Genomic DNA, 21,457 nt, shown 5'->3' on the forward strand with positions numbered 1-21,457 from the left:
GGACGGCCTGAAAAAAACCGTCCGACAATTTGTGTAGATACTTATGCCGCAAGGGGGGAAGGGAGCATAGATGGCAATAAACTGCGTAATAGCGCCAACACCTCCACCAAATTCGCCTCATCGCCGAGCAAGCTCTCCACATTATCCACCACAATCAACACGCGCTGATTTTCCAGCTCACGTTGAATCGGCTGGAGCGCCTGTTTTAAATCGGGGTACTCGGCAACAACATAATAATCGCCAACTAATTGCTTACCCAATACATCCACCACCGCCCGCACATGACGATTGTAGCCATCCTCGACACTAATAAACGCCGCCCGATCTACCCGCCCACTCCGCACCAACCATCGCGCCAGCTCCACCGCTAGCGTGGTCTTACCTATCCCACCCTGACCGCGTAATACTGCATAAGGTTGTTGCTCCAATAAGCGCTCCACCTGCAACAACTCTCGACTGCGCCCAATAAAGGTATGCGCGGGAGTTTCGGGTAGCCAACCCAATTGCAATGCACGTCTGTGCGTATTCACCCGCTGCGCCATTTCAGAGGGTAAGGTCTGGAATAAAGCAGGGTCAAAGTACTCTTGATACAAAATGGGTACAAACCAATCCTGTAAATGCACATCGCCCACACTCGGCTGCGCAAAGCGAAAGGTTCTACGCATTAAAGCACTTTGCCCTTTTAACATCGCCGAGGCGACCCGTTCACCTTGTGCTAGAGCTTGATAAAATGGCTCAACAAATTGCTGCGCCGTTACCACCAGCACACTATGGGTCATCGCCACCACTGAGCTAATACCCTGTTGCAATAAACTAGCCGCCACCGAATCAGTAGGATTTTTATCACTTTGCGCACTTTGGCACGCTTCCAGCACGACTAGAGGAATCCGATAATCGCGCAATAATGCTGCTAGCTTATCCGCATGAACCAAATCCATGCGGCGCTGTTCGAGTTGCTTACTATCCTCAGCCTTTTCAAAGCACAACGCCCCCAGCCCGTATTGCGCGTCATACACACCATGACCATCAAAATGCAGCACATGATAGGGTTCATTAGCGCGACTCGCCCGCTGCAATTCTTGCTCTAAAGCCTGCACTGTCGCGGGTGATAATAAAGTCAATTGCACTAAACTCCCCAGATTTTCAACCGCACTCACCAAAGGCAAGGCACTAGCGCGATGGTCAATATAGCCCACACCTTTTTCTTCAGGTCGACTGGTGACTAATAAAATCCGAATCGGGAGACTGAGCTGCAAGGCTTCATGCTGTTGGTAATTAGGTAAACGGCGGCGTACTCGAATCGGATATTTACCCTCAGCTAAATACCCCTCACCATCATGCAATAGCTCCCAAGGCACGGCTTGTAAGCGACTCGCTGCCATACGCGCCTGCTCTTGCTCCTCAGTACTCGCGCCTTCCATTACTTCAGCACTGATTTGCACTGAAAAACGCCGATCTGCGTCCTTATGCTGATGCCACGCTTGGAGTATTGGGTGGCAATAATCTTTACCTAGTGTGGCTTGATAAAGCGCTTTGCCCCATTGCGGCAATAATTTTTCAAAATCCTCAGCACGAGCACGAAAAATACCCACCGCCCATACATGATATTGCTCTAAGTACCAACTCAATTCTTCTAAGCCTTGCATACCCTTGGCTGGAATCGGCAAAGTAAATTTAAACGTTTTAGTTTCAATGGGACGCTCGGCTGAATTACCTGCGTCAAAGATTAATTTAGCTCTAGCACTGACTTGCTCAATATTATTTTCCTGCATTTGAATATGAGGCTCACTTAGCTCTAAACGTAATTCAACCAAAGGCTTAAGCTCTATCCTTTGCGCGATATTCATCTCATCCGGCAGACGCTCACCCAACGCCGCTAAAATACGCGGCATCGCCTCTTCAAGCTTCCCCACGCCTAGCTCAATCTTTTCACCAGCAGGTTCTTCAGTAAAATAACGCTTTAAAGCTTTGGGCGTGATATTAGGTAGCATCAAGGGAATAATGCGAAAATCAGCACGTTCCTTAGCTACTTGCTCAGCTAATTTGATTTCATCAAATACCCAATCAGAATTAATAGCTTCAGGGCTAATGACTACTAGCACATGCCGCGTTGCACGAATGGCAGTTTCAATTTCAGGGCGTAATTGATCACCCCCGCGTAAATTACGCGAATCCACCCAAACTTTTAAACCGTGCGCTTCTAATTGCTCGCGTAACTGTTTGACAAAGCCATCATCGGCAGAAGCATGAGAGATAAAAATAGGTGGGGTAGTCGTCGACATGCAATACTCCTGCGCCGGGGATAAGCGGAGTATATCACTGGACTAAAGGTGGTTTGGGTATCGAGTACTCGATCCGACACTTCAATAAACGAAATGCAAACCAATCACCATAATAATGACCCTGACACTGTGGCTTGAAGTTCTGCTAGATCATGTAGTTTAATTTTTACTAAACTAAGTGGATGAAATTTTAAATTTATTAAAATTAAAGACTGCCGCACTATAGAGGCACTATAGCTATCTTGGAGAGATTGGTATGAACACAGCTAACTACTCAAATGCCTACTGGTTGCCGTTTACCAGTAATCGTGCTTTTCACAAAGACCCACGCATCATTGTTGCGGCAGAAGACCGCTATTATCGAGATGATCGTGGACGCAAAATTTTTGATGGTTTATCAGGGCTTTGGACCTGCGGTTTAGGGCATGGCCAAGCGAAAATTAGTGAGGCGATTGCTAAACAAGCTCAAGAATTGGATTACTCTCCCGCTTTCAATTTCGCTCACCCTAAAGCCTTTGCCTTAGCCGAGCGTGTGACTGAATTTATGCCCGCCGGTTTGAATCATGTCTTCTTTAGCTGTGGTGGCTCAGATGCCGTGGATAGCGCTTTAAAAATTGCCCGTGCCTATTGGCGTAAACAAGGCTTATCCTCTAAAACGCGCTTAATTGGGCGGGTCAAAGGTTATCACGGCGTGAACTTCGGCGGGATTAGCGTGGGTGGGATTGTTGGCAATCGCGCCCTTTATGGTCAAGGTATTGAAGCGGATCATTTGCCGCATACTATGACCGCTACCAATATCTTTTCTAAAGGCCAGCCCAGCACAGGGGTAGAACTGGCGAATGAACTGATCAATATCATTGCCCTACATGATGCCTCAAATATTGCGGCAGTAATTGTTGAACCGATGGCGGGTTCAGCCGGAGTGATTCCGCCACCCGTGGGTTACTTACAGCGTCTCCGTGAAATCTGTACCCAGCATAATATCTTATTGATTTTCGATGAAGTGATTACCGCTTTTGGACGGATGGGAGCGAAAACGGGCGCAGAAGCATTTGGGGTAACGCCCGATATTCTTACCTTCGCCAAGCAAGTCACCAATGGCGTACAACCCTTAGGTGGGGTAGTCGTTAACGATGCTATTTACCAATGCTTTATGGAAAAAAGCGGTATGGAGCACATGATTGAGCTGCCTCACGGTTATACTTATTCAGGCCACCCAATTGCTTGTGCTGCAGGCTTAGCCGCGTTAGATCTTTTGGAAAGTGAGCAGATGATTGAGCGCGTTAAAGCGGCTGCACCGCTCTTTGCAGAAGCTTGGCACGGTCTGAAAGGCTTGCCATATGTCGCTGATATTCGGAACTATGGTTTAGCAGGGGGGTTAACTCTACAAGCCCGTGACGGCGATGCCGTGGTCAGGCCATTTGAAGTGATGAAAAAATGTTGGGAAAAAGGTTTCTATGTACGCAGCGGTGGCGACACGGTGCAATTAGGCTTGCCTTTTACTGTCGAGCCGAAAGAAATTGATGCTTTAGTCAATGCCATTGGTGAATCGATTCAGGAGTTAAATTAAATGAGCCAAGCCATGCAGAAAACTGTGGGACATTTAATCAATGGAGAATTACGCGAAGAAACAGGGCGCACCCAGCCCATCTACAACCCATCCACGGGTGCAGTCAGTAAACAGGTCGCCTTAGCCTCGAAAGCAACCGTGGAAGAAGCCATTGCTGCTGCGCAAGCGGCCTTCCCCGCATGGCGTGAGACCCCACCAGCTAAACGTGCACGGGTGATGTTTAAATTTAAAGAGTTACTCGAGCAAAATGCTAAAGCGATCAATCAATTAATTGGTGAAGAGCATGGCAAGATTGCTCATGATGCGGGGGGGGAGTTACAGCGTGGGATCGAGAATGTCGAATACGCTTGCTATGCTCCTGAATTATTGAAGGGCGAACATAGCCGTAATACTGGCCCTGGGATTGATTCATGGAGTGAGTTCCAACCCCTCGGTGTAGTGGCTGGCATTACTCCCTTCAATTTCCCCGCGATGGTGCCTTTATGGATGTATCCGGCCGCTATTGTCTGCGGTAATACTTTCGTACTGAAGCCCTCTGAACGTGACCCCAGCTCTACCCTATTGATTGCGCAACTAGCGCATGAAGCTGGCTTGCCTGCGGGGGTACTAAACGTGGTGAATGGTGATAAGGAAGCTGTCGATACCTTGTTAAACGATCCCCGTGTGCAAGCCGTAAGCTTTGTGGGTTCAACCCCGATTGCTGAGTATATTTACTCGACCGCTACAAAAAATGGCAAACGCTGCCAAGCACTGGGTGGTGCGAAAAACCACGCGATTGTTTTAGAAGATGCCGATATGGACAATGCGGTCGCACAATTGGTCGGTGCAGCCTTTGGTTCTTCGGGTGAGCGCTGTATGGCTTTATCGGTCGCCGTTGCAGTCGGCGATAATGCAGCTAACCTGCTGATCGAGAAAATGACCGTAGCGATGCAAAACCTGAAAACTGGAGCTTACTCTGACAGTAGCAATGATTTTGGTCCTTTGATCACCAAAGTCCATCAAGACAAAGTGAAAGGCTATATTGATAGCGCAGAACAAGATGGCGCGAAGATTGTAGTCGATGGCCGCAATGTCCAAGTGGCTGGATTTGAGCAGGGTTTCTTTGTCGGAGCGACCTTAATTGATCATGTACAACCGAGCATGATTAGTTATAAGGAAGAAATCTTTGGCCCTGTATTGCAAGTGGTACGCGTAAACACCATGGAAGAAGCTATGCAATTGATCAATGAGCACGAGTATGGTAATGGGACTTGCATCTTCACCCGTGATGGGGAAGCCGCCCGTTACTTCTCAGATCATATTCAGGTCGGAATGGTAGGGATTAATGTGCCTTTGCCCGTGCCCGTGTCTTATCACAGCTTTGGTGGATGGAAGCGCTCCTTGTTTGGGGATTTATCGGCGTATGGCCCGGATAGCGTACGCTTTTATACCCGTCGCAAGACCATCACTCAGCGTTGGCCATCCTCGGCGGTGCGCGAAAAAGTCCAGTTCGCTTTCCCGTCATAATCGATGCTTAAAGGCCAACTCAGTGATAGTAGTTTAAGGCTGTTACGCATCTACAAAACCGTCGTCGAATGCGGCGGTTTTGCAGCGGCAGAAGCAGAATTAAATATCAGTCGCTCGGCGATTAGCTTGGCAATGTCTGATCTGGAGCAACGTTTAGGCTTGCGTCTTTGTCAGCGTGGCCGCACAGGCTTTGCGCTCACGGATGAGGGGGCAAAAGTCTATGACTCTACCTTGCAGCTCTTGGGTTCGATGGAAACCTTTCGTACCCAAGTCAACGAACTCCACAATCACCTACGTGGTGAGCTGAATATTGGCATCACTGATAATCTCGTCACCATGCCTTATATGCGTATTACGGATGCTTTGAAAAGCCTGCATACGCTTGGTCCTTCAGTAAAAATCAATATCCGGATGCTTTCCCCCAAAGATATAGAGTTAGAAGTCTTAGATGGGCGGCTGCATATTGGTGCTGTTCCAGAGCTTCGCCCACTAACAGGCTTAAACTATCTCCCGCTCTATGACGAATTATCATGTTTGTATTGCAGCGCTGAACATCCTCTCTTTGAGTTCGATCAGCAACAATTGGATCGGAAAATGCTCAGCCAACAAGCCGCCGTTTTACCAGCCTACGCACAAACAGTCGCGGTGAAAGAACTGATGCGTGATTTAAAACCGGCGGCTAGCTCCACCGACCGTGAAGGAATCGCTTTTCTGATTCTCACCGGTCAATATATAGGTTATCTACCCACCCACTATGCCCAACGCTGGGTCAATGAAGGTCGGATGCGGGCGCTACTACCCGCAGCACTTAATTACAGCACGGCTTATGCGATTATTACTCGTAAAGGTGCACGCTCGAATTTGGTCGTAAAAACCTTCCTTGAACAACTGCTAAAAACTTCAATTCTGTGAATTAGAAAAAAACTATGCCACTACAACAGGCTAAACACTGGCTCGACCAACACGCGATCCACAAGCCTATATTGACCCCACTAGCAGGTTACACCAACCATGTATTCCTAGTTGAAGCAGAAAACTATCCCAAACGCTCGATTATTCGCATCGCCAATCGGGACTTAGCGGCTGGACTGTGCCCCTTAGCACAACACTTCCAGCATGTGATTCGGCTGCATCAAGATGCAGTAGCACTTAAATTAGCCCCGGAGTTGTTAGGTTTTGATGATCAGCTTGGAATTATGTGGCTGGCTTATGCGGGTGAACGACGTGCCTTGCAAGTAACGGATTTTGTAGAACTACGCGAGCGCTTAGCACACTTACATACGAGTGGCTTAGACTGGCGCTCGCCCGACCAAGCCGACCTCAATGGAGTCAGCTTACAACATTTGCATAGCTTACAAACCGCTACAAATCCTCAAGTTAGCCAAATGGCTTTACAACTAATTCAACTAGCGGCTGAACGCGGCTATGCTCACTATCCGCTTAAGCCGGTACACAGTGACTTGAATCCGGGCAATTGCTTACACGATGGTAAGCGTTGGTGGTTAATTGACTGGGATTATGCACGACTCATGGTAGCCGAGTGGGATTATGCCAGTTTAATCGTGGAGCATGGTTGAAATCAGTCTCATGCCCAATTCCTCGCCCCACAAATTCTCTTACCCGATCTAGCTTGGTTCTGTACCACCTTTGCCTTATTGAGTTGGGATTGGCATGTAAAACGTGGTACAACTCAAGTGATCAAGAAACAGGAAACAACTTATTATTGGTTCGACTTGTGTTATAAGACCTAAGTCCTGTGTTAAGTCGCGACCTTTCAGCCTTAAATCAATCGATAAACTTATTCATAGTTAGGAATCGATCTAAGTAGAGTATAGGTGGTTGCTGTTGGCTTAGATTTACCCACTTAGAGTTTAGTGGAAGAAAAAGACTTACGGCTTGAAAAGTAAGCGATCTTAATTGAAGACGGCTTGGTTTTTATCATTATCTAAACGTTATGCTTAGGATGAAATCATGCGCCTATCACTGCTTTCTTTGTTTTTAGTCGCTAGTCTCGCTAGCTCTTTCACCTACGCTGAAGCCAGTAAGATTCAAGTCACTTATGCCAAACCGAAAAGCAAAATCGAAGCTACAAATTTAGAATTACTGCAAGCATCAGAGGTAATACAAGTATTTACTGAGTTGGTTGACAGCGAATTCAAGCTCAAATACCCGATTAAAGTGCGCTTTGGTGCGGATGATGGGCCACTGTATGACCCTGAAAGCCATGAACTGATGATACCTTATGTTTTTTTAGAAGAAGCTCAGCAGCGTTTTGCCAAAGCTAAATATGAAAAAACGGGCGTGAGTGTTGAAGATGCTACTTTAGATGCTGTGCAGCACACCTTATTCCACGAATTAGCCCATGCTTTGATCGCAATGTATGACTTGCCGATTGTAGGCAAAGAAGAGGATGCTGCAGATAATTTAGCGACGGTATTATTGATTGAATACCTAGAAGAAGGGGCGGAAGTAGCGATTAGTGCAGCGGATTTATTCGATTTAGAAGGCGAAGATGTACAAGAATTAGCTGAGGCTGATTTCTGGGATGAACACAGCCTTGATGCACAGCGCTACTACACTACGATGTGTCACGTGTATGGCAGTGACCCGAAAAACTACCAAGATGTGAAAACTGATGCGGGATTCGATAAAGAACGTGCCGAAACCTGTAGCGATGAGTATGCATTGGTGCGGGAGAATTGGTTTAAACTGCTAAAACCGCTTATGAAAAATCCGGCTTAAAACGCTTAGAGTCTTTATAGCTTCATCAGGTCTAGTTAAAAACAGATAAATTGCCTATTAACTTATCTGTTTACTCAGTGGTTTAATGCTAAAACTCCTTTGCCCAGCTTAGCTGCCACCTTGAGTGTAACTGAGATTTACCGGCAGATTTTAACTAGATTAAGCTTTTAAACCGTCAAATACCGCTGAATCAAATTCTCATCCAACTCCCCCATCGCACCCTGCGCCACTTGTCGCCCACGATCTAAAATACAAAACCGATCTCCGACCCGTCTCGCAAACGGTAATTTCTGCTCTACCAGCAAGACGGTTAAGCCAATATCCTGATTGAGTTTGCGAATAATATCGCCGATTTCTTGCACGATATTAGGCTGGATGCCTTCGGTGGGTTCGTCAAGAATGAGGAGTTTTGGATCGAGTACCAACGCACGCCCGATAGCTAATTGCTGTTGCTGACCACCGGATAGGTCTCCGCCCCGCCGGTTGAGCATTTGTTTTAATACGGGAAATAGTTCAAAAATAAACGGGGGGATACTACGTACTTTATTGCGGCGTGCAGGCAAGCCAATTAGCAGATTCTCTTCTACGGTCAGCAGTGGAAAAATCTGCCGCCCTTGCGGTACATAACCGATACCAAGATTGGCACGCTTTTCGGCATCGACGCCGACCAGATTCTGGTCTTGATAAGCAATCGCCCCATCACGCACTTTCAGCAAGCCCATAATACATTGCAGCAAAGTGGTTTTACCGACGCCATTACGCCCCATGAGTACTGTAACTTGACCTTCGGGCACGTGCAGATTCAAATCCCAAAGCGTGTGACTTTCGCCGTAAAATTGGTTGAGTTGATCGACCTTGAGCATTTATTCCCCCAAATACACTTCAACCACACGTGGATTCTGTTGCACTTCATCCATCGAGCCTTCTGCAAGTACACTACCTTGATGGAGTACGGTGACTTTATGAGCAATTGAGCGCACAAACTCCATATCGTGTTCGACCACTACCACTGAATGCTTGCCTGCTAAGGATTTTAGTAGCTCAGCCGTGCGATCCATCTCCTGATGAGTCATGCCAGCCACGGGTTCATCGACCAATAATAAATACGGTTTTTGCACTAAGAGCATACCAATTTCCAACCACTGCTTTTGCCCATGCGACAAAGCACCGGCCTGTTTGTGGTAATGCTCAGTTAAACCAATGGTTTGTAGGGTTTCCTCCATCAAGTTCTTTTGCTCAGCAGTCAATTTAGCCCGCAGACTAAACCAAACACGCTTATCACCCTTCATGGCAAGCTCTAAATTCTCCGCAACACTATGTGATTCAAATACAGTGGGTTTTTGGAACTTGCGCCCAATGCCTGCATTAGCAATTTCGGGTTCACTTAGCTTCAATAAATCAATGGTTTGGCCAAAGAAAGCTTTGCCACTATCCGGTTTAGTTTTACCCGTGATAATGTCCATCATGGTCGTTTTGCCCGCACCATTCGGACCAATAATGCAGCGCAATTCACCCGCATCGATATACAGATTCAAGTCATTAATCGCCTTGAAACCATCGAAGCTCACGTTTAAGCCTTCCAAATACAGAATCGCTTTGTGGCTGGTATCTAATGCACCTTCGCGATAAAAATGCGCACCTTCGCCTTCACTCATGCTGCCACCCCGCGTTTACGCCCAAAACTTGTTTTTAAGCTAACCCATACACCTGCTAAACCTCGTGGCAAATACAAAGTTACTAACACAAATAAAGCGCCAAGCATAAAGAGCCACGACTCAGGCATTAAGCCCGTGAACACTGTTTTGGCATAATTGACTAAAATCGCACCCAACACTGCGCCATATAAGGTCGCACGCCCCCCCATCGCTACCCAAATCACAATCTCAATCGAGTTCAAGGGTGAAAATTCGCTTGGGTTAATAATCCCCACTTGCGGCACATATAAAGCGCCTGCCACCCCTGCCAGCATCGCCGATACGGTAAAAATCCAAACCTTATAATTCTCGACTTTATAGCCAACAAAATGGGTACGACTCTCTGCATCACGAATGGCTACGGTAATTCGTCCAAGTTTAGAATTAATAATGAAGCGACAGAGTAAATAAGCTAAGCCTAAGGCTAAACCAGAGGCTATAAACAGCGCGATACGGGTATAATCAGATTGCAGGCTAAAACCTAAAATATCTTTGAAATCAGTCAGGCCATTATTGCCACCAAAACCCATTTCATTACGCAAAAACGCCCACATCAGTGCATAAGTCATGGCTTGGGTCATAATCGACAAATACACGCCCGTAACCCGTGAACGGAAGGCCAGCCAGCCGAATATAAAGGCTAACAAGCCGGGTACAAATAGCACCATCAGCATAGCGAACCAGAACATATCAAAACCCTGCCAAAACCACGGCAGTTCTTTCCAGTTGAGGAAGACCATGAAATCGGGTAAGTCTGGATTACCATAAACGCCACGATCACCGATTTGGCGCATTAAATACATGCCCATCGCATAACCACCGAGCGCGAAAAATGCACCATGCCCAAGGCTTAAGATGCCTAAATAGCCCCAAACTAAATCAACCGCTACTGCTAATAAGGCATAAGTTAAATACTTGCCCATCAAGGTGACTAAGTAAGTGGGCACGTGGAGTGGGTTAGTATCGGCAACGGCTAAATTCAAAAGCGGCACGACGATTAATACCGCAGCCAAGACCGCTAACATAATTTGCCCACCACGATCATTTTTCAGAATTTGACTAATAAACATGGATTAATCTCCTGCAGCACGGCCTTTTTGCGGGAATAAGCCGCGTGGGCGCTTTTGAATAAACAGAATAATGAATACTAGTACCAGAATCTTTGCGAGCACCGCACCCGCCCACGGCTCTAAGAATTTATTAATCACCCCCAGCGATAAGCCTGCTACCAAGGTTCCCCATAAATTACCGACCCCACCGAAAACCACCACCATGAAGGAATCGATAATATAACTCTGGCCTAAATTGGGGCCGACATTCGTGAGCTGACTTAAAGCCACACCTGCCACACCTGCAATCCCAGAGCCTAAGCCAAAGGTTAAAGCATCAACACGAGCGGAGCGCACCCCCATCGCCCGTGCCATCGCACGATTTTGTGACACAGCCCGTACTTGCAAACCGAGACTGGTGTTACGCAATACGAAGTACAAAATGGCAAACACTAATAAACTGAAGGCCAAAATATACAGGCGGTTATAGGTCAATGAGAGCAAACTATTAATCTCCAGCGAACCTGACATCCAGCTAGGATTAGAGACAGGAACGTTTTGTGGTGAAACCACAGTGCGCACCAATTGCTGTAGAATTAAACTAATCCCAAAGGTCGCTAACAGTGTTTCCAAAGGGCGCCCGTAGAGATGCCGAATCACAGTGCGCTCAATCAAAATCCCCATTAAACCAGATACAATAAACGCGGCAGGAATGGCCAAGAATAATGAGTAATCAAGATAATTCGGCATGAGCCTTTGAATGAAGTAAGTCGTGTAGGCGCCCAACATAATTAACTCGCCATGCGCCATATTGATCACACCCATCACGCCAAAAGTGATCGCCAAGCCAATAGCTGCAAGTACCAACACTGAGCCAAGACTTAGCCCAAAAAATAGGGTTTCCAGTTGCCCGTTTAAGATGACTTTACTTTCAATACTGCGCAAAGTGCTTTGTGCAGCTTTAGCAATTTCGGTGTCAGCATCACTGGTTAAACTCGCAAGCTTGTTGCGGATAATGGGATTAAGATTACCCTCTAAAGCTTTGAGCGCAGTCAATTTTTCTGCTTGGTCACTACCGTTTAGAGCGGCCAATTGCAGGGCTAAATTAAGTGCATCTTTAACCTGTGGGTCAGTTTCTTTGCCTAAAAGCTCTTGCAATTGTGGAAGTTGTTCAGGGGTAACGGTTTCTAATAAACCGGTGGCTGAAGCTAAGCGTACTTTGGGGTCAGGGCTAGATAAACTTAAGCCACCAATTTTGCTGCGTAGGAGTTTACGCAAGGTATTATTAACAGGAATTTTACGATAACTGTCTTTATTTACCGTACTTAAAGTTTGACCCGTGCTGACATCAACGGTCGTGCTATCAACAATTATCGCCAAGCTATCATTTTGTTTATGTTGGTAAAGTTGGCCTTCGAGTAAGGCTTTCAAGGCTACTGGGGCTTGCGGGTCAGAACTGTTAGCAAGTAAATCGACGGCTTCACGGGTTTTATCAAAACTGGCCTGTTTAAAAAGGCTGCTAGCTTGACTCCAAATGGGATTAGTTTCAGCCCAAGCAGCAGATATACTAAAAAATAAAAGAATTAAAACAACACCGATACGGTTGAGTGACTTGGCTAACATGCGCTTACCTTGCAGAAAAGAGGACGCCTGCGACCGCTAGAACATGATATGCAGACGCCCTCAGGTTGCGTGTGGATCAGGAAATTATTGTTGGCTCATTACTCATATTTCTGACCTGAACATTTCTTTGTTTCTGTATTGTAGTTACCGCAAGGTTTACCATCGGTTTCTTTGCCAGTCCAATCGGCTACAAGGGGTTTGGAGTCGGGTAAGAAATCAGACCACGCGTCGCCTGCAACTTCAGGCGTTTTTGACACCACTTCAAACTGACCATTCTCTTGGATCTCGCCAATCAAAACAGGTTTGGTTAAGTGGTGATTGGGCAGCATCTTGGCGGTGCCACCGGTGAGATTAGGAATCTCTAAACCGATCATAGCTTCGGCCACTTTATCAGTATCAGTCGTACCGGCTTTTTCTAAGGCTTTTATCCACATATTGAAGCCAATTACATGCGCTTCCATCGGGTCATTCGTCACACGCTTGGGATTTTTGGTGTATTCCTGCCATTTAGCGATGAACTCTTTATTGGCTGGATTATCCACACTCATAAAATAGTTCCACGCAGCTAAATGTCCTACCAAAGGTTTAGTATCAATTCCAGATAACTCCTCTTCACCGACCGAGAAGGCCACAACTGGAATCGATTCAGCCGTAATACCTTGATTACCTAACTCTTTATAGAAAGGTACATTCGCATCACCATTAATGGTTGAAACTACAGCCGTTTTCTTACCTTCACCCCCAAACTTTTTAATATCGGCGACAATTGACTGCCAATCAGAGTGACCAAATGGTGTGTAATTAATCATGATGTCTTTTTCATCGACACCTTTAGACTTTAAATAAGCTTCAAGAATTTTATTAGTAGTGCGTGGATACACATAATCTGTCCCCGCTAATACCCAGCGCTTAACTTCTAAATCTTTCATTAAATAGTCAACTGCGGGAATGGCTTGTTGATTCGGTGCTGCGCCGGTATAGAACACATTTTTGGAAGATTCTTCACCTTCATATTGCACTGGATAAAACAATAAACTATTTTTTTCCTCGAATACGGGTAAGACTGATTTACGTGAGACTGAAGTCCAGCAACCGAAAGTAACAGCAACTTTGTCTTTTTCGATAAGATCACGTGCTTTTTCCGCAAATAATGGCCAATTCGAGGCAGGATCAACGACGACGGCTTCGAGTTTTTTACCCAACACCCCCCCCTTTTTATTCTGCTCATCAATCAGCATGAGCATGGTGTCTTTTAAAGTGGTTTCACTGATGGCCATCGTGCCGGAGAGCGAGTGCAGGACACCGACTTTGATGGTGTCGTCCGCAGCTAAGCTTAAGCTGCTCCACGCTAGCGCTGCCGCAGTACCTGCCGCTAGTAAAGTCTTTTTCAGCTTATTGTTCAACAACATAGGTAACAGGTCTCCTTGTAGATCAGGTCAGAGAGGAAAGGTCTGTTACCTATCTAGCAATTGCTGTGCCAGTTACAACTAAACTTGGAAATTATCGGTTTGAGATGAATTAAGAAGTTTATTAACCAAGGTTTTGAGCTATTTCATGCCTAGGGTAGAAGCAGGATGGTGCATCTACGACCTTTTATAGTGCACAGTAGCTTGCACCCTTTATTTCAAGTGTTTAGGCTTGCTCTGCATTTTTCTGGGCTTAGGCGACTGTTCACCCGCTGAAGGAGCAGACAATAAACGACCCGGTATATCACCAAAGATTTCTGCGAGTAAAGCGGTCGAGGTAGCACGAAGCGACTCACGACTTAAAGTGCGTGGCGCGAGCAAGACCTCTTGAGTAAAGGAGCGATTGGTATAGAGTAAATGCTGAGGCTCTGAGTTAAAGGCGCGCAAACTAATCCGCGCAATATGTCCCAAATTAATCCCGCGCCCATCATCAAAAACTAACATATGTGGATAAAGTTGTTTATAAGGGTCAGGTTTTGGGAAATCGACGATAGCTAATAAGGTCAGCGGCGTACTAGACCATTTCACGCCCAGATTAATCGCTGTTAGATTGATCTCCACCAGATATACTGGGGAGCCAATCGAGTTTTTTAAGCGCTCTAGAAACTGAAAATATTCATGAGATGGCCATAAGCCGTCTATTGTTTCTATGAAGTCATCTGCATCAGCCACAATGCCCCCCCAAATATTGCTTAGTTATCGTTCAATTTATAGCAAGCCTCTAGTGCTATGATAGTTTTTTCTATCCATAAGACAGGCAGTCAATAGGTAAGTTATGACACAGGATGTACGGTTAGAGCAACTCACAGAATGGGTAAACACCCTTCCCGCTTGGCAAGGCGCAAACCTTGCTCCCGCTTCTGCTGATGCGAGTTTCCGCCGCTATTTCCGCGTGAGTAAAGACGGCAACACTGCGATTGCTATGGATGCCCCACCCGACAAAGAAAACTGTGCTGCGTTTGTGGATATTACCGCACGCCTTCATAATGCTGCTGTCGCTGCTCCCGAACTCTACGCGCAGAATCTACTCGATGGCTTCTTATTGCTGGAAGATTTCGGCAATGAGCCACTGCTAAAGGCTTTAGATCCCTTAAATGCTGACTCCTTATATGAATCAGCGATGGATACTTTGCTGCGCTTGCAACAAGCCGATGTCGAAGGCCTGCCCGAATACAGCAGTGAATTCTTGCGCCGCGAAGTGGATTTAATGCCCGAATGGTTTTTGCAAACGCATTTAGGGTTAGCACCTGAAGATATCCCTTTCAAGCTGATTGAAACAACCTTCAATACTCTGATTGAAGCGGTTTTAGAGCAACCTGTAGCCTTCGTACATCGCGATTATCATTCGCGCAATCTGATGCTTGCTCACGCTAATAAACTAGGTGTGATTGATTATCAGGATGCAGTGTGGGGGCCGATTACTTATGATCTTGTATCTTTACTACGCGATTGTTATGTGGTTTGGCCGCAGCAGCGAGTGAAACGTTGGGCGCTAGCCTTCCACAAAGAAGCTATTGCTGAAGGCGTTTTGCCGCCTGTGGATGAAGTTTCCTTTATGCGCTGGTTTGATTTGATGGGCTTGCAGCGCCACCTTAAAGTCTTGGGGATTTTCTCGCGTCTTAATCATCGTGACGGCAAAGCTGGCTACTTAAAAGACCTGCCACTGACTTTAAGTTATGTGCTGAGCGTTGGTTCCCAGCATCCAGAAACCTGCCGTTTAGTTGAATGGATGCGACAAGCGCGGATTCCTGAACGGATTGGCACTGTAGATATTCCTGCTTAAACCGATGAAAGCGATGATTCTTGCAGCGGGCTTGGGGACACGTATGCGCCCGCTCACCGACCATACCCCCAAACCCTTACTCAAAGCGGGTGGCAAACCGCTGATTGTCTGGCATTTGGAAAAATTAGCGGCGGCTGGTTTTGAAGAAGTCATCATCAATATTGCTTGGCTGGGCTGGCAGATTTCTGAGGCCTTAGGTGATGGAACCCGATGGGGTTTAAAGTTGCATTATTCAGATGAACAAACCGAAACCGCTTTAGAAACTGCCGGTGGTATTATTAAAGCCCTTCCCTTACTTGGCTCAGACCCTTTTCTAGTCGTGAATGGGGATATATGGTTTGATTATGCTTGTTTGCCGCAGACACTTACATCACATACCTTAGCGCATCTCATTTTGGTAGATAACCCTGAGCATCATCCTGTAGGAGATTTTGCTCTGCAAGCAGGACGTGCGCGCAATACGGGTGAAAGCAAACTCACTTTTAGTGGAATTGGCTATTACCATCCTGCCTTATTTGCAGGCTTAGCTTATGGCAAACGTGCACTTGGCACAGTATTACGTGCAGCTATCGATCAGGACTTCGTGAGCGCTGAGTATTATCAGGGTGTCTGGCTCGATATAGGCACACCCGAACGCTTAGCACAACTCGATCAAAGTCTTAACGCTGCTGTACATGCCATGCTGCCCACATTAAAGCGCCACCTAAGAGAGTAAAGCCACAACCTAAGATTAAGGATAGCTTGAAATTACCTTGTTGCTCGGCCATCCAACCTGCAAAAGCGGGGCCTAAGATTTGTGCAACTCCAAAACAGGCCGTCAAAATCCCCATCAATTGCGTTGGTTTAGAGCCACCTAAACGTCCACCGTAGACTAAGACCATTGAGACAATGCCCATAAAAGTGCTACCAAATAGCAAAGCACCGATGAGCGCAGCAGCAATCGAGTCACTCAAAACCGGCAAAATAACTCCCGCCGCTTGAATCAAATAAGCGGCAATTAAGGCTGGAAACTCGCCGATGCGTTGGGCGATACGCGCCCAAATCCAACACGAAGGAATAGCCGCTAACCCAACCACCACCCAAGCATAATCACCCAACTGCGGTAAGTCTGCGCTATGTTGAAGAATAGACACCAAGAAAGTCGCACTAATCACATAGCCAATCCCTTCGCAGAAATAAGCTAAAGCGACCAAGCTAATCAAAAGCTTAAAAGAGTGTTGTGGAATAGCAGCAGCAATCGCCGCCTTTTTATGCGGATTTAAATACCATTGATTAAACATCAGAGCTGGTAAACCTAAAATAAGAATCAATAGGCCACTACTTATCCATAAGACCTCCCAACTTTGCCATTGCTTTAGAATCAGCACCCACAGTGCTCCCAAAGCTAAACCTAAGCCCACACCTGAGAAGTGAATGCCTAAAGCAGTAGCCGTATGTTTAGGGGAAATCGCCAGCATCATCAACCCTGATCCCAAGACCATGCCACCTGCACTGGCTAAGCCACTCAAAAAGCGCAGCGCCAACCAAACCGCATCTTGTTGAATCAAGCCCATCCCAATATTCGTCAAGACAGCGAGTGCAATGCTAAGTTTAAACAGTAGGCGTTTAGTAGCAATCGAGTGCACAAAGATCGCCGCTAGCGCTCCACAGAGATAGCCAATATAATTCACCGAAGCTAATATTCCAGCCCAATCATCACCGAAACCCAAATCAGCCTGCATTAAAGGCAGCAACGGTGTATAAATAAAGCGCGGCATCCCAAAGGCAGTAATCAAACCCAAAATACCAACAGCAATAGACCAACGCTCCTGACGGCTTAACGGCTCAGTAGTATGCATAGATGAATATCAAGATGAGAAAACCCTAGCCTAACACGCTGATCATTAAATTCCAGCCTATCAACACTCTGTTAATTTCTGGCCTATACTCTGCGCGAGAAGATACTAAGAACAGGGTTAAAAACCTAAGGATAGAAATGTGAAACCACGGTTTATGAATAACAAGATGTTTCTTTGGTTTGTGGATTTTCGCCATGCGATGGTCTGGCTACGCACTTGGTATTTCCGCAAAGTATACGGAATGCAACTACACCCCAGTGTGCGTATTTCTTTTAAGTCGAATGTGGACAAAACCAACCCGAAAGGCGTGATTATTGACCAAGATACAGTGATTGCTTTTAATGTCATTATTCTTGCACATGACTGGGCGACAGAGCGCTACGGCGCGCACAATAATATTCAAACCAAAATTGGCAAAAACTGCTTTGTGGGCTGTGGCTCCATCATTATGCCGGGGGTGACGATTGGTGATGAAGTGGTGATTGCTTCGGGTAGTGTCGTGACTAAGGATATTCCTTCACACTCTTTAGTGGGTGGTAATCCAGCAAAAGTCATTCGTTCAGGGATTCGTACCAAATCCTATGGGCGCTTACTCCCGGAAAGTAAACTGCCAGCGGATACCAGCAGCCCTGAACTCATCAACGCGACCTAGAACGCTGGCAAGAAATAAGACCGATTCAAACTTACTCCATAAATACGACCTGCACGGGCCAGCTTAAGCTCTGCCCGTCTTTGCTCATCCAGAATCTGCCAAATTCGATGTGAGCTTACCTCACGGGTATTGCGCCCATTCACTTCCAAGATACTATCGCCAACTTGAATACCCATCCGTGCGGCTGGGCTATTGGGTAAAACCACTTCAATCACATTATTCGCTGCCAGCAGAAAACCAAATTGACCGGGTAATACATCTGAGTCTTGGCTAGCACTCAGTAGTAAATGTTGGCTAGGAAAATCAAAGGTGAGAACCTGACCGGTAAAAATCGCATTACCAATACTGCCATCTAAATGTTGGAAACCATGGGTACGCATCGGTAACGAAACAGGCACTTGGCGGGTTTGCCATGAGCCGATATGCAGATTCGCTAACAAGGCCAAACCAGTGGGCACACGCCCACCTAAGTCCTCGACTTCAATAAAAGCTAAAGATAAACCGGGACGATATTCGCGGCGCGCATAGTGGGGAAACATCACCAAACCACCGGCATTACCCGTATCTAAAATAAACTCTCCCACACGTCCACTCACCACATTCAACGATGCCACTGGCAATCCACTCATTAAGCGGAAGGGAATCAGGCTATGCGGTTGCTGATACTTAGGAACATATTGGGAGAAAATTGCAGTATGTCGGCCGAAATCGAGAGAAACGATTAGGCGATTCAGCGCCGGCATGCCTAATACACCATCAATCACCAGGCCATCAGCCGCCGAGACTAAACCTAAATTCACTGCGGCTGCGCTTTGATTCTCTAGATCAACCGCACCAATTTGCATCAGCGGTAAACGGTAATAACCGGTGAGTTGCTTGCCAGCAATAGTGGAAACCTCACTGCTCGCGGCTGCAGACAAACGCAGCTCTCGCGCTAGACGCGGTGACACCAAATTATGCGAAGAACCTGTATCTACCAGCCACCAAGTCTTACGCCCTGCAATGATCACGGGTACTGCAGGCAGGCCACCCAAATCACTGGTATACAAGAGCTGCATAGGGACTGCGCTGACATTTCCTGCTTGGAACTCAGGAATTTTAGGAGCTGGTAAACGACTGCACGCAGTCAAGAACAGCAGGCAAATAACCCCAATCAACATCCACGAAAGGTAATCTCTACTTATAATTTTCATGCCTGCCTTTGAGACTTTAGCTAGCTTTTAGACAGGGCATCATAGCAGGCCACTCTAAAATTTAAAATTAATGGGCTAGTTGAGAAATCAACGAAATAGAACACATCTTATTTGGTGGGCAATTTTTACGCTTTACTTGAGCACTTGGTCGATTCGTTCTCAACATATCTTCATATGTGTAGCTATCTAAGTTGAATAACACTTCTCTGTCTTTTATAAATGTATACGACTTGAAGCAGCCATTAGCGCGATTGAAAATTTGGAACTCACATTTGTAGTTCAGGACGAGCAACAAGCCCAATTGAATGCTGAGATGAGTCTTTTGAGTAAAGCTTTTGGTTTGTTGTTAGGTGATTATACATGTTTGGCTTTAGGATCAGTACAAGACTTGGAGACTTAACCAACTGTTACAGTTCAGTAAGCATGCTTAGGTATTTGGTACTAAGCAACCTAGATTATTTCACTTACTGCTCCATAATGCTAGCAATGTTTAGAACAACCCACTAGTCAAGGTATCTATTGAAATAAATAAGGCTTTAATTAACCATCAGTCAGCACCATAAATCTGATTAAACTCTTATAATCCATGGAAAAGCTTGATGAATATAATTAATTAATCCAATATGTACTGAAGGCTTACATTATTAAATTGTTAGAAAATAACTATTCATAGAATTTTCTAGAACTGGAAGACTATTATTGAAACAGATTGAGATTGAAAACCAATTAAGAGAGGTTGTCAGTAGATTGATAACCGAAGTTGATCTAGCAACAAAACAAGGAAGATTGGATTTAAATCTGATTTCAGAAGATGCTTGGATACCGATTCTGAAGGAAGTTTACCAGTGCCCAAATTTAGTAAATTTGAATAGGAAACACAAGAATTTTCCGGGTATTGACTTGGGGGATGAACAGGATCGAGTTGCTTTTCAGGTCACATCCTCCACAGACATCGATAAGGTGAAATCGACCTTAGAACAGTTTAAGAAACGTAACTACAAAAATGCCTTTGACGAACTTTATATTTTTACACTGCGCTCCAAACAGAAAAGTTACTCTCAGGAAGTAATTGATAAGCTTATTAGGGATGATATTCATTTTGATGCCAAGAAACATATCATTGATCCAAGCGATATACTAGCCGCAATTACTGGGTTGCGATTGCCAGCGCAAGAGAGAATGTTGCAGGAATTTCGTACAATTCTTGGGGATGTAGAGACATCAGTTCAAGAGCTGAACGCACCTGAGAATGTTCCATATGTTTTAGTCTCAAACCTCATTGAAGTGACTCCTCCTAGTAACTTGTATGTAGCTGAATTGTGCATCAACGAAGAAGAAACAATTGCTACCGCTAAGCGTGATTTAAATTACACAGGTAGACACCCCAACAAAGACCTTTTAGTACGTTTGGCATTACAGCTTGCTGGCTTGGATTGTCATGGTTGGGTAGTATTCGAGAATCGTATTTTCACATTTTATGATATGGATAGAGAGCCTGCCTTTAGGCGCATAGTAGATAGCGGAAGTATTGAAGAGCTGATGACAGAAGATATTTCACAGCACGAGCTCATGGAGTATCAAAACCTCTTTAAGTATCTGATGAAAGGCACCCTTCGAGATCAACTTCTAGCCTTCAAAGTTAATTGGAACAAACAACAAAACCAATTTTACTTTTTGCCTGATGACAAGGAGACTGATCAGAGAAGAGAAGCATGGGTGGGCAAAAAGCTCTCAAGAAGAAGAGTTTTTGAGAAGAAATATAAGACAAAAGACCCAACAAAACTAGCCTTCTTTAAACATTTGGCGTTTGATATATCATTTCTTGATGTTGATTCAAAATGGTATGCCACTATTACCCCGAGCTGGTACTACACTTGGAATCTCTATAAGCGAAATCGATTCCACGATGATCTTCTTTCAAAGCAAAAGCGCCTTGAGCATAACAATTCTGTTAGAGATCAAGTTAGATTCGTTGGGTATTTTCTTGCCAAGAATCGTAACAATAATGGGTCATGCACCAGAAGAGTTGAAAAACATCTGATTAATGAATTCGCCAATG

18 protein-coding genes are annotated in these 21,457 nt (G+C 45.6%); 9 read left to right on the forward strand and 9 right to left on the reverse strand.

All coding sequences use genetic code 11. The annotated features are described in order from the left end of the window. Positions 1 to 41: 41 nt before the first annotated feature. Positions 42 to 2,282 (reverse strand): CHAT domain-containing protein, encoded by a 2,241-nt coding sequence (locus tag Q0307_RS18310; protein ID WP_298662679.1) that lies wholly within the window; start codon positions 2,280 to 2,282, stop codon positions 42 to 44. Between the two features lie 256 nt (positions 2,283 to 2,538). Between Q0307_RS18310 and Q0307_RS18315 the strand changes: the two genes are divergently transcribed. The 5 genes from Q0307_RS18315 to Q0307_RS18335 all read left to right on the forward strand — a co-directional run bounded on the left by Q0307_RS18315 (position 2,539) and on the right by Q0307_RS18335 (position 8,100). Then, complete coding sequence (locus tag Q0307_RS18315) at positions 2,539 to 3,852, forward strand: aminotransferase class III-fold pyridoxal phosphate-dependent enzyme (RefSeq protein ID WP_298662680.1); 1,314 nt, start codon at positions 2,539 to 2,541, stop codon at positions 3,850 to 3,852. Next, positions 3,853 to 5,358: a CoA-acylating methylmalonate-semialdehyde dehydrogenase gene (locus Q0307_RS18320; protein ID WP_298662684.1), complete on the forward strand. Its 1,506-nt coding sequence runs from the start codon at positions 3,853 to 3,855 to the stop codon at positions 5,356 to 5,358. A gap of 3 nt (positions 5,359 to 5,361) precedes the next feature. Then, a complete protein-coding gene (locus Q0307_RS18325; protein ID WP_298662686.1) occupies positions 5,362 to 6,270 on the forward strand; it encodes a LysR family transcriptional regulator in 909 nt (302 codons plus the stop codon). Positions 6,271 to 6,284: 14 nt separating this feature from the next. After that, positions 6,285 to 6,935: a phosphotransferase gene (locus tag Q0307_RS18330; RefSeq protein ID WP_298662688.1), complete on the forward strand. Its 651-nt coding sequence runs from the start codon at positions 6,285 to 6,287 to the stop codon at positions 6,933 to 6,935. Positions 6,936 to 7,329: 394 nt separating this feature from the next. Then, positions 7,330 to 8,100 (forward strand): DUF4344 domain-containing metallopeptidase, encoded by a 771-nt coding sequence (locus Q0307_RS18335; protein WP_298662690.1) that lies wholly within the window; start codon positions 7,330 to 7,332, stop codon positions 8,098 to 8,100. Between the two features lie 167 nt (positions 8,101 to 8,267). Here Q0307_RS18335 and urtE read toward each other — a convergent pair whose 3' ends face one another. The 6 genes from urtE to Q0307_RS18365 form a co-directional block, all read right to left on the reverse strand. Further along, positions 8,268 to 8,963 carry an urea ABC transporter ATP-binding subunit UrtE gene (gene urtE / locus Q0307_RS18340; protein WP_298662692.1) on the reverse strand — a complete coding sequence of 232 codons (696 nt, stop codon included), beginning with the start codon at positions 8,961 to 8,963 and terminating at the stop codon, positions 8,268 to 8,270. After that, positions 8,964 to 9,755, reverse strand: coding sequence for an urea ABC transporter ATP-binding protein UrtD (gene urtD, locus Q0307_RS18345; RefSeq protein ID WP_298662693.1), 792 nt, complete (start codon positions 9,753 to 9,755; stop codon positions 8,964 to 8,966). It abuts the gene before it with no gap. Then, complete coding sequence (gene urtC, locus Q0307_RS18350; RefSeq protein ID WP_298662695.1) at positions 9,752 to 10,864, reverse strand: urea ABC transporter permease subunit UrtC; 1,113 nt, start codon at positions 10,862 to 10,864, stop codon at positions 9,752 to 9,754. Before urtC ends, urtD begins: the two co-directional genes overlap by 4 nt. A gap of 3 nt (positions 10,865 to 10,867) precedes the next feature. Beyond that, complete coding sequence (gene urtB, locus Q0307_RS18355) at positions 10,868 to 12,466, reverse strand: urea ABC transporter permease subunit UrtB (protein WP_298662697.1); 1,599 nt, start codon at positions 12,464 to 12,466, stop codon at positions 10,868 to 10,870. A gap of 98 nt (positions 12,467 to 12,564) precedes the next feature. Then, positions 12,565 to 13,875 carry an urea ABC transporter substrate-binding protein gene (gene urtA, locus Q0307_RS18360; RefSeq protein WP_298662699.1) on the reverse strand — a complete coding sequence of 437 codons (1,311 nt, stop codon included), beginning with the start codon at positions 13,873 to 13,875 and terminating at the stop codon, positions 12,565 to 12,567. A gap of 210 nt (positions 13,876 to 14,085) precedes the next feature. Further along, positions 14,086 to 14,604: a hypothetical protein gene (locus Q0307_RS18365; RefSeq protein ID WP_298662700.1), complete on the reverse strand. Its 519-nt coding sequence runs from the start codon at positions 14,602 to 14,604 to the stop codon at positions 14,086 to 14,088. A 103-nt stretch (positions 14,605 to 14,707) separates the two neighbouring features. Here Q0307_RS18365 and Q0307_RS18370 point away from each other — a divergent pair, with 103 nt between their 5' ends. Further along, a complete protein-coding gene (locus tag Q0307_RS18370; RefSeq protein WP_298662702.1) occupies positions 14,708 to 15,715 on the forward strand; it encodes a phosphotransferase in 1,008 nt (335 codons plus the stop codon). A 4-nt stretch (positions 15,716 to 15,719) separates the two neighbouring features. After that, positions 15,720 to 16,430, forward strand: coding sequence for an N-acetylmuramate alpha-1-phosphate uridylyltransferase MurU (gene murU / locus Q0307_RS18375; protein ID WP_298662704.1), 711 nt, complete (start codon positions 15,720 to 15,722; stop codon positions 16,428 to 16,430). Here the strand turns inward: murU and Q0307_RS18380 are convergent. Further along, positions 16,375 to 17,553: a YbfB/YjiJ family MFS transporter gene (locus Q0307_RS18380; protein WP_298662706.1), complete on the reverse strand. Its 1,179-nt coding sequence runs from the start codon at positions 17,551 to 17,553 to the stop codon at positions 16,375 to 16,377. The two genes, murU and Q0307_RS18380, sit on opposite strands and share 56 nt — an antisense overlap. Positions 17,554 to 17,692: 139 nt before the next feature. Here Q0307_RS18380 and Q0307_RS18385 point away from each other — a divergent pair, with 139 nt between their 5' ends. Further along, complete coding sequence (locus tag Q0307_RS18385; RefSeq protein WP_298662708.1) at positions 17,693 to 18,205, forward strand: acyltransferase; 513 nt, start codon at positions 17,693 to 17,695, stop codon at positions 18,203 to 18,205. Here the strand turns inward: Q0307_RS18385 and Q0307_RS18390 are convergent. After that, positions 18,202 to 19,398: an aspartyl protease family protein gene (locus Q0307_RS18390; protein WP_298662709.1), complete on the reverse strand. Its 1,197-nt coding sequence runs from the start codon at positions 19,396 to 19,398 to the stop codon at positions 18,202 to 18,204. The genes Q0307_RS18385 and Q0307_RS18390 overlap by 4 nt on opposite strands. A 699-nt stretch (positions 19,399 to 20,097) precedes the next feature. On the opposite strand from Q0307_RS18390, the gene Q0307_RS18395 reads away from it, so the two are divergent. After that, positions 20,098 to 21,457, forward strand: a 1,360-nt coding sequence (locus Q0307_RS18395) for an SMEK domain-containing protein (protein ID WP_298662712.1), incomplete at its 3' end; no start/stop codon positions are given.

The sequence above is a fragment of the uncultured Thiothrix sp. genome, from assembly GCF_937873765.1.
Classification (GTDB): Bacteria; Pseudomonadota; Gammaproteobacteria; order Thiotrichales; family Thiotrichaceae; genus Thiolinea.

Coding starts and splice junctions, on each gene's coding strand:
- urtB (WP_298662697.1), bottom strand. CDS start 12,466: ATGTTAGCCAAGTCACTCAACCGTATCGGTGTTGTTTTAATTCTTTTA.
- urtE (WP_298662692.1), bottom strand. CDS start 8,963: ATGCTCAAGGTCGATCAACTCAACCAATTTTACGGCGAAAGTCACACG.
- Q0307_RS18380 (WP_298662706.1), bottom strand. CDS start 17,553: ATGCATACTACTGAGCCGTTAAGCCGTCAGGAGCGTTGGTCTATTGCT.
- murU (WP_298662704.1), top strand. CDS start 15,720: ATGAAAGCGATGATTCTTGCAGCGGGCTTGGGGACACGTATGCGCCCG.
- Q0307_RS18320 (WP_298662684.1), top strand. CDS start 3,853: ATGAGCCAAGCCATGCAGAAAACTGTGGGACATTTAATCAATGGAGAA.
- Q0307_RS18325 (WP_298662686.1), top strand. CDS start 5,362: ATGCTTAAAGGCCAACTCAGTGATAGTAGTTTAAGGCTGTTACGCATC.
- Q0307_RS18310 (WP_298662679.1), bottom strand. CDS start 2,282: ATGTCGACGACTACCCCACCTATTTTTATCTCTCATGCTTCTGCCGAT.
- Q0307_RS18315 (WP_298662680.1), top strand. CDS start 2,539: ATGAACACAGCTAACTACTCAAATGCCTACTGGTTGCCGTTTACCAGT.
- Q0307_RS18335 (WP_298662690.1), top strand. CDS start 7,330: ATGCGCCTATCACTGCTTTCTTTGTTTTTAGTCGCTAGTCTCGCTAGC.
- urtA (WP_298662699.1), bottom strand. CDS start 13,875: ATGTTGTTGAACAATAAGCTGAAAAAGACTTTACTAGCGGCAGGTACT.
- Q0307_RS18370 (WP_298662702.1), top strand. CDS start 14,708: ATGACACAGGATGTACGGTTAGAGCAACTCACAGAATGGGTAAACACC.
- Q0307_RS18330 (WP_298662688.1), top strand. CDS start 6,285: ATGCCACTACAACAGGCTAAACACTGGCTCGACCAACACGCGATCCAC.
- urtC (WP_298662695.1), bottom strand. CDS start 10,864: ATGTTTATTAGTCAAATTCTGAAAAATGATCGTGGTGGGCAAATTATG.
- Q0307_RS18390 (WP_298662709.1), bottom strand. CDS start 19,398: ATGAAAATTATAAGTAGAGATTACCTTTCGTGGATGTTGATTGGGGTT.
- urtD (WP_298662693.1), bottom strand. CDS start 9,755: ATGAGTGAAGGCGAAGGTGCGCATTTTTATCGCGAAGGTGCATTAGAT.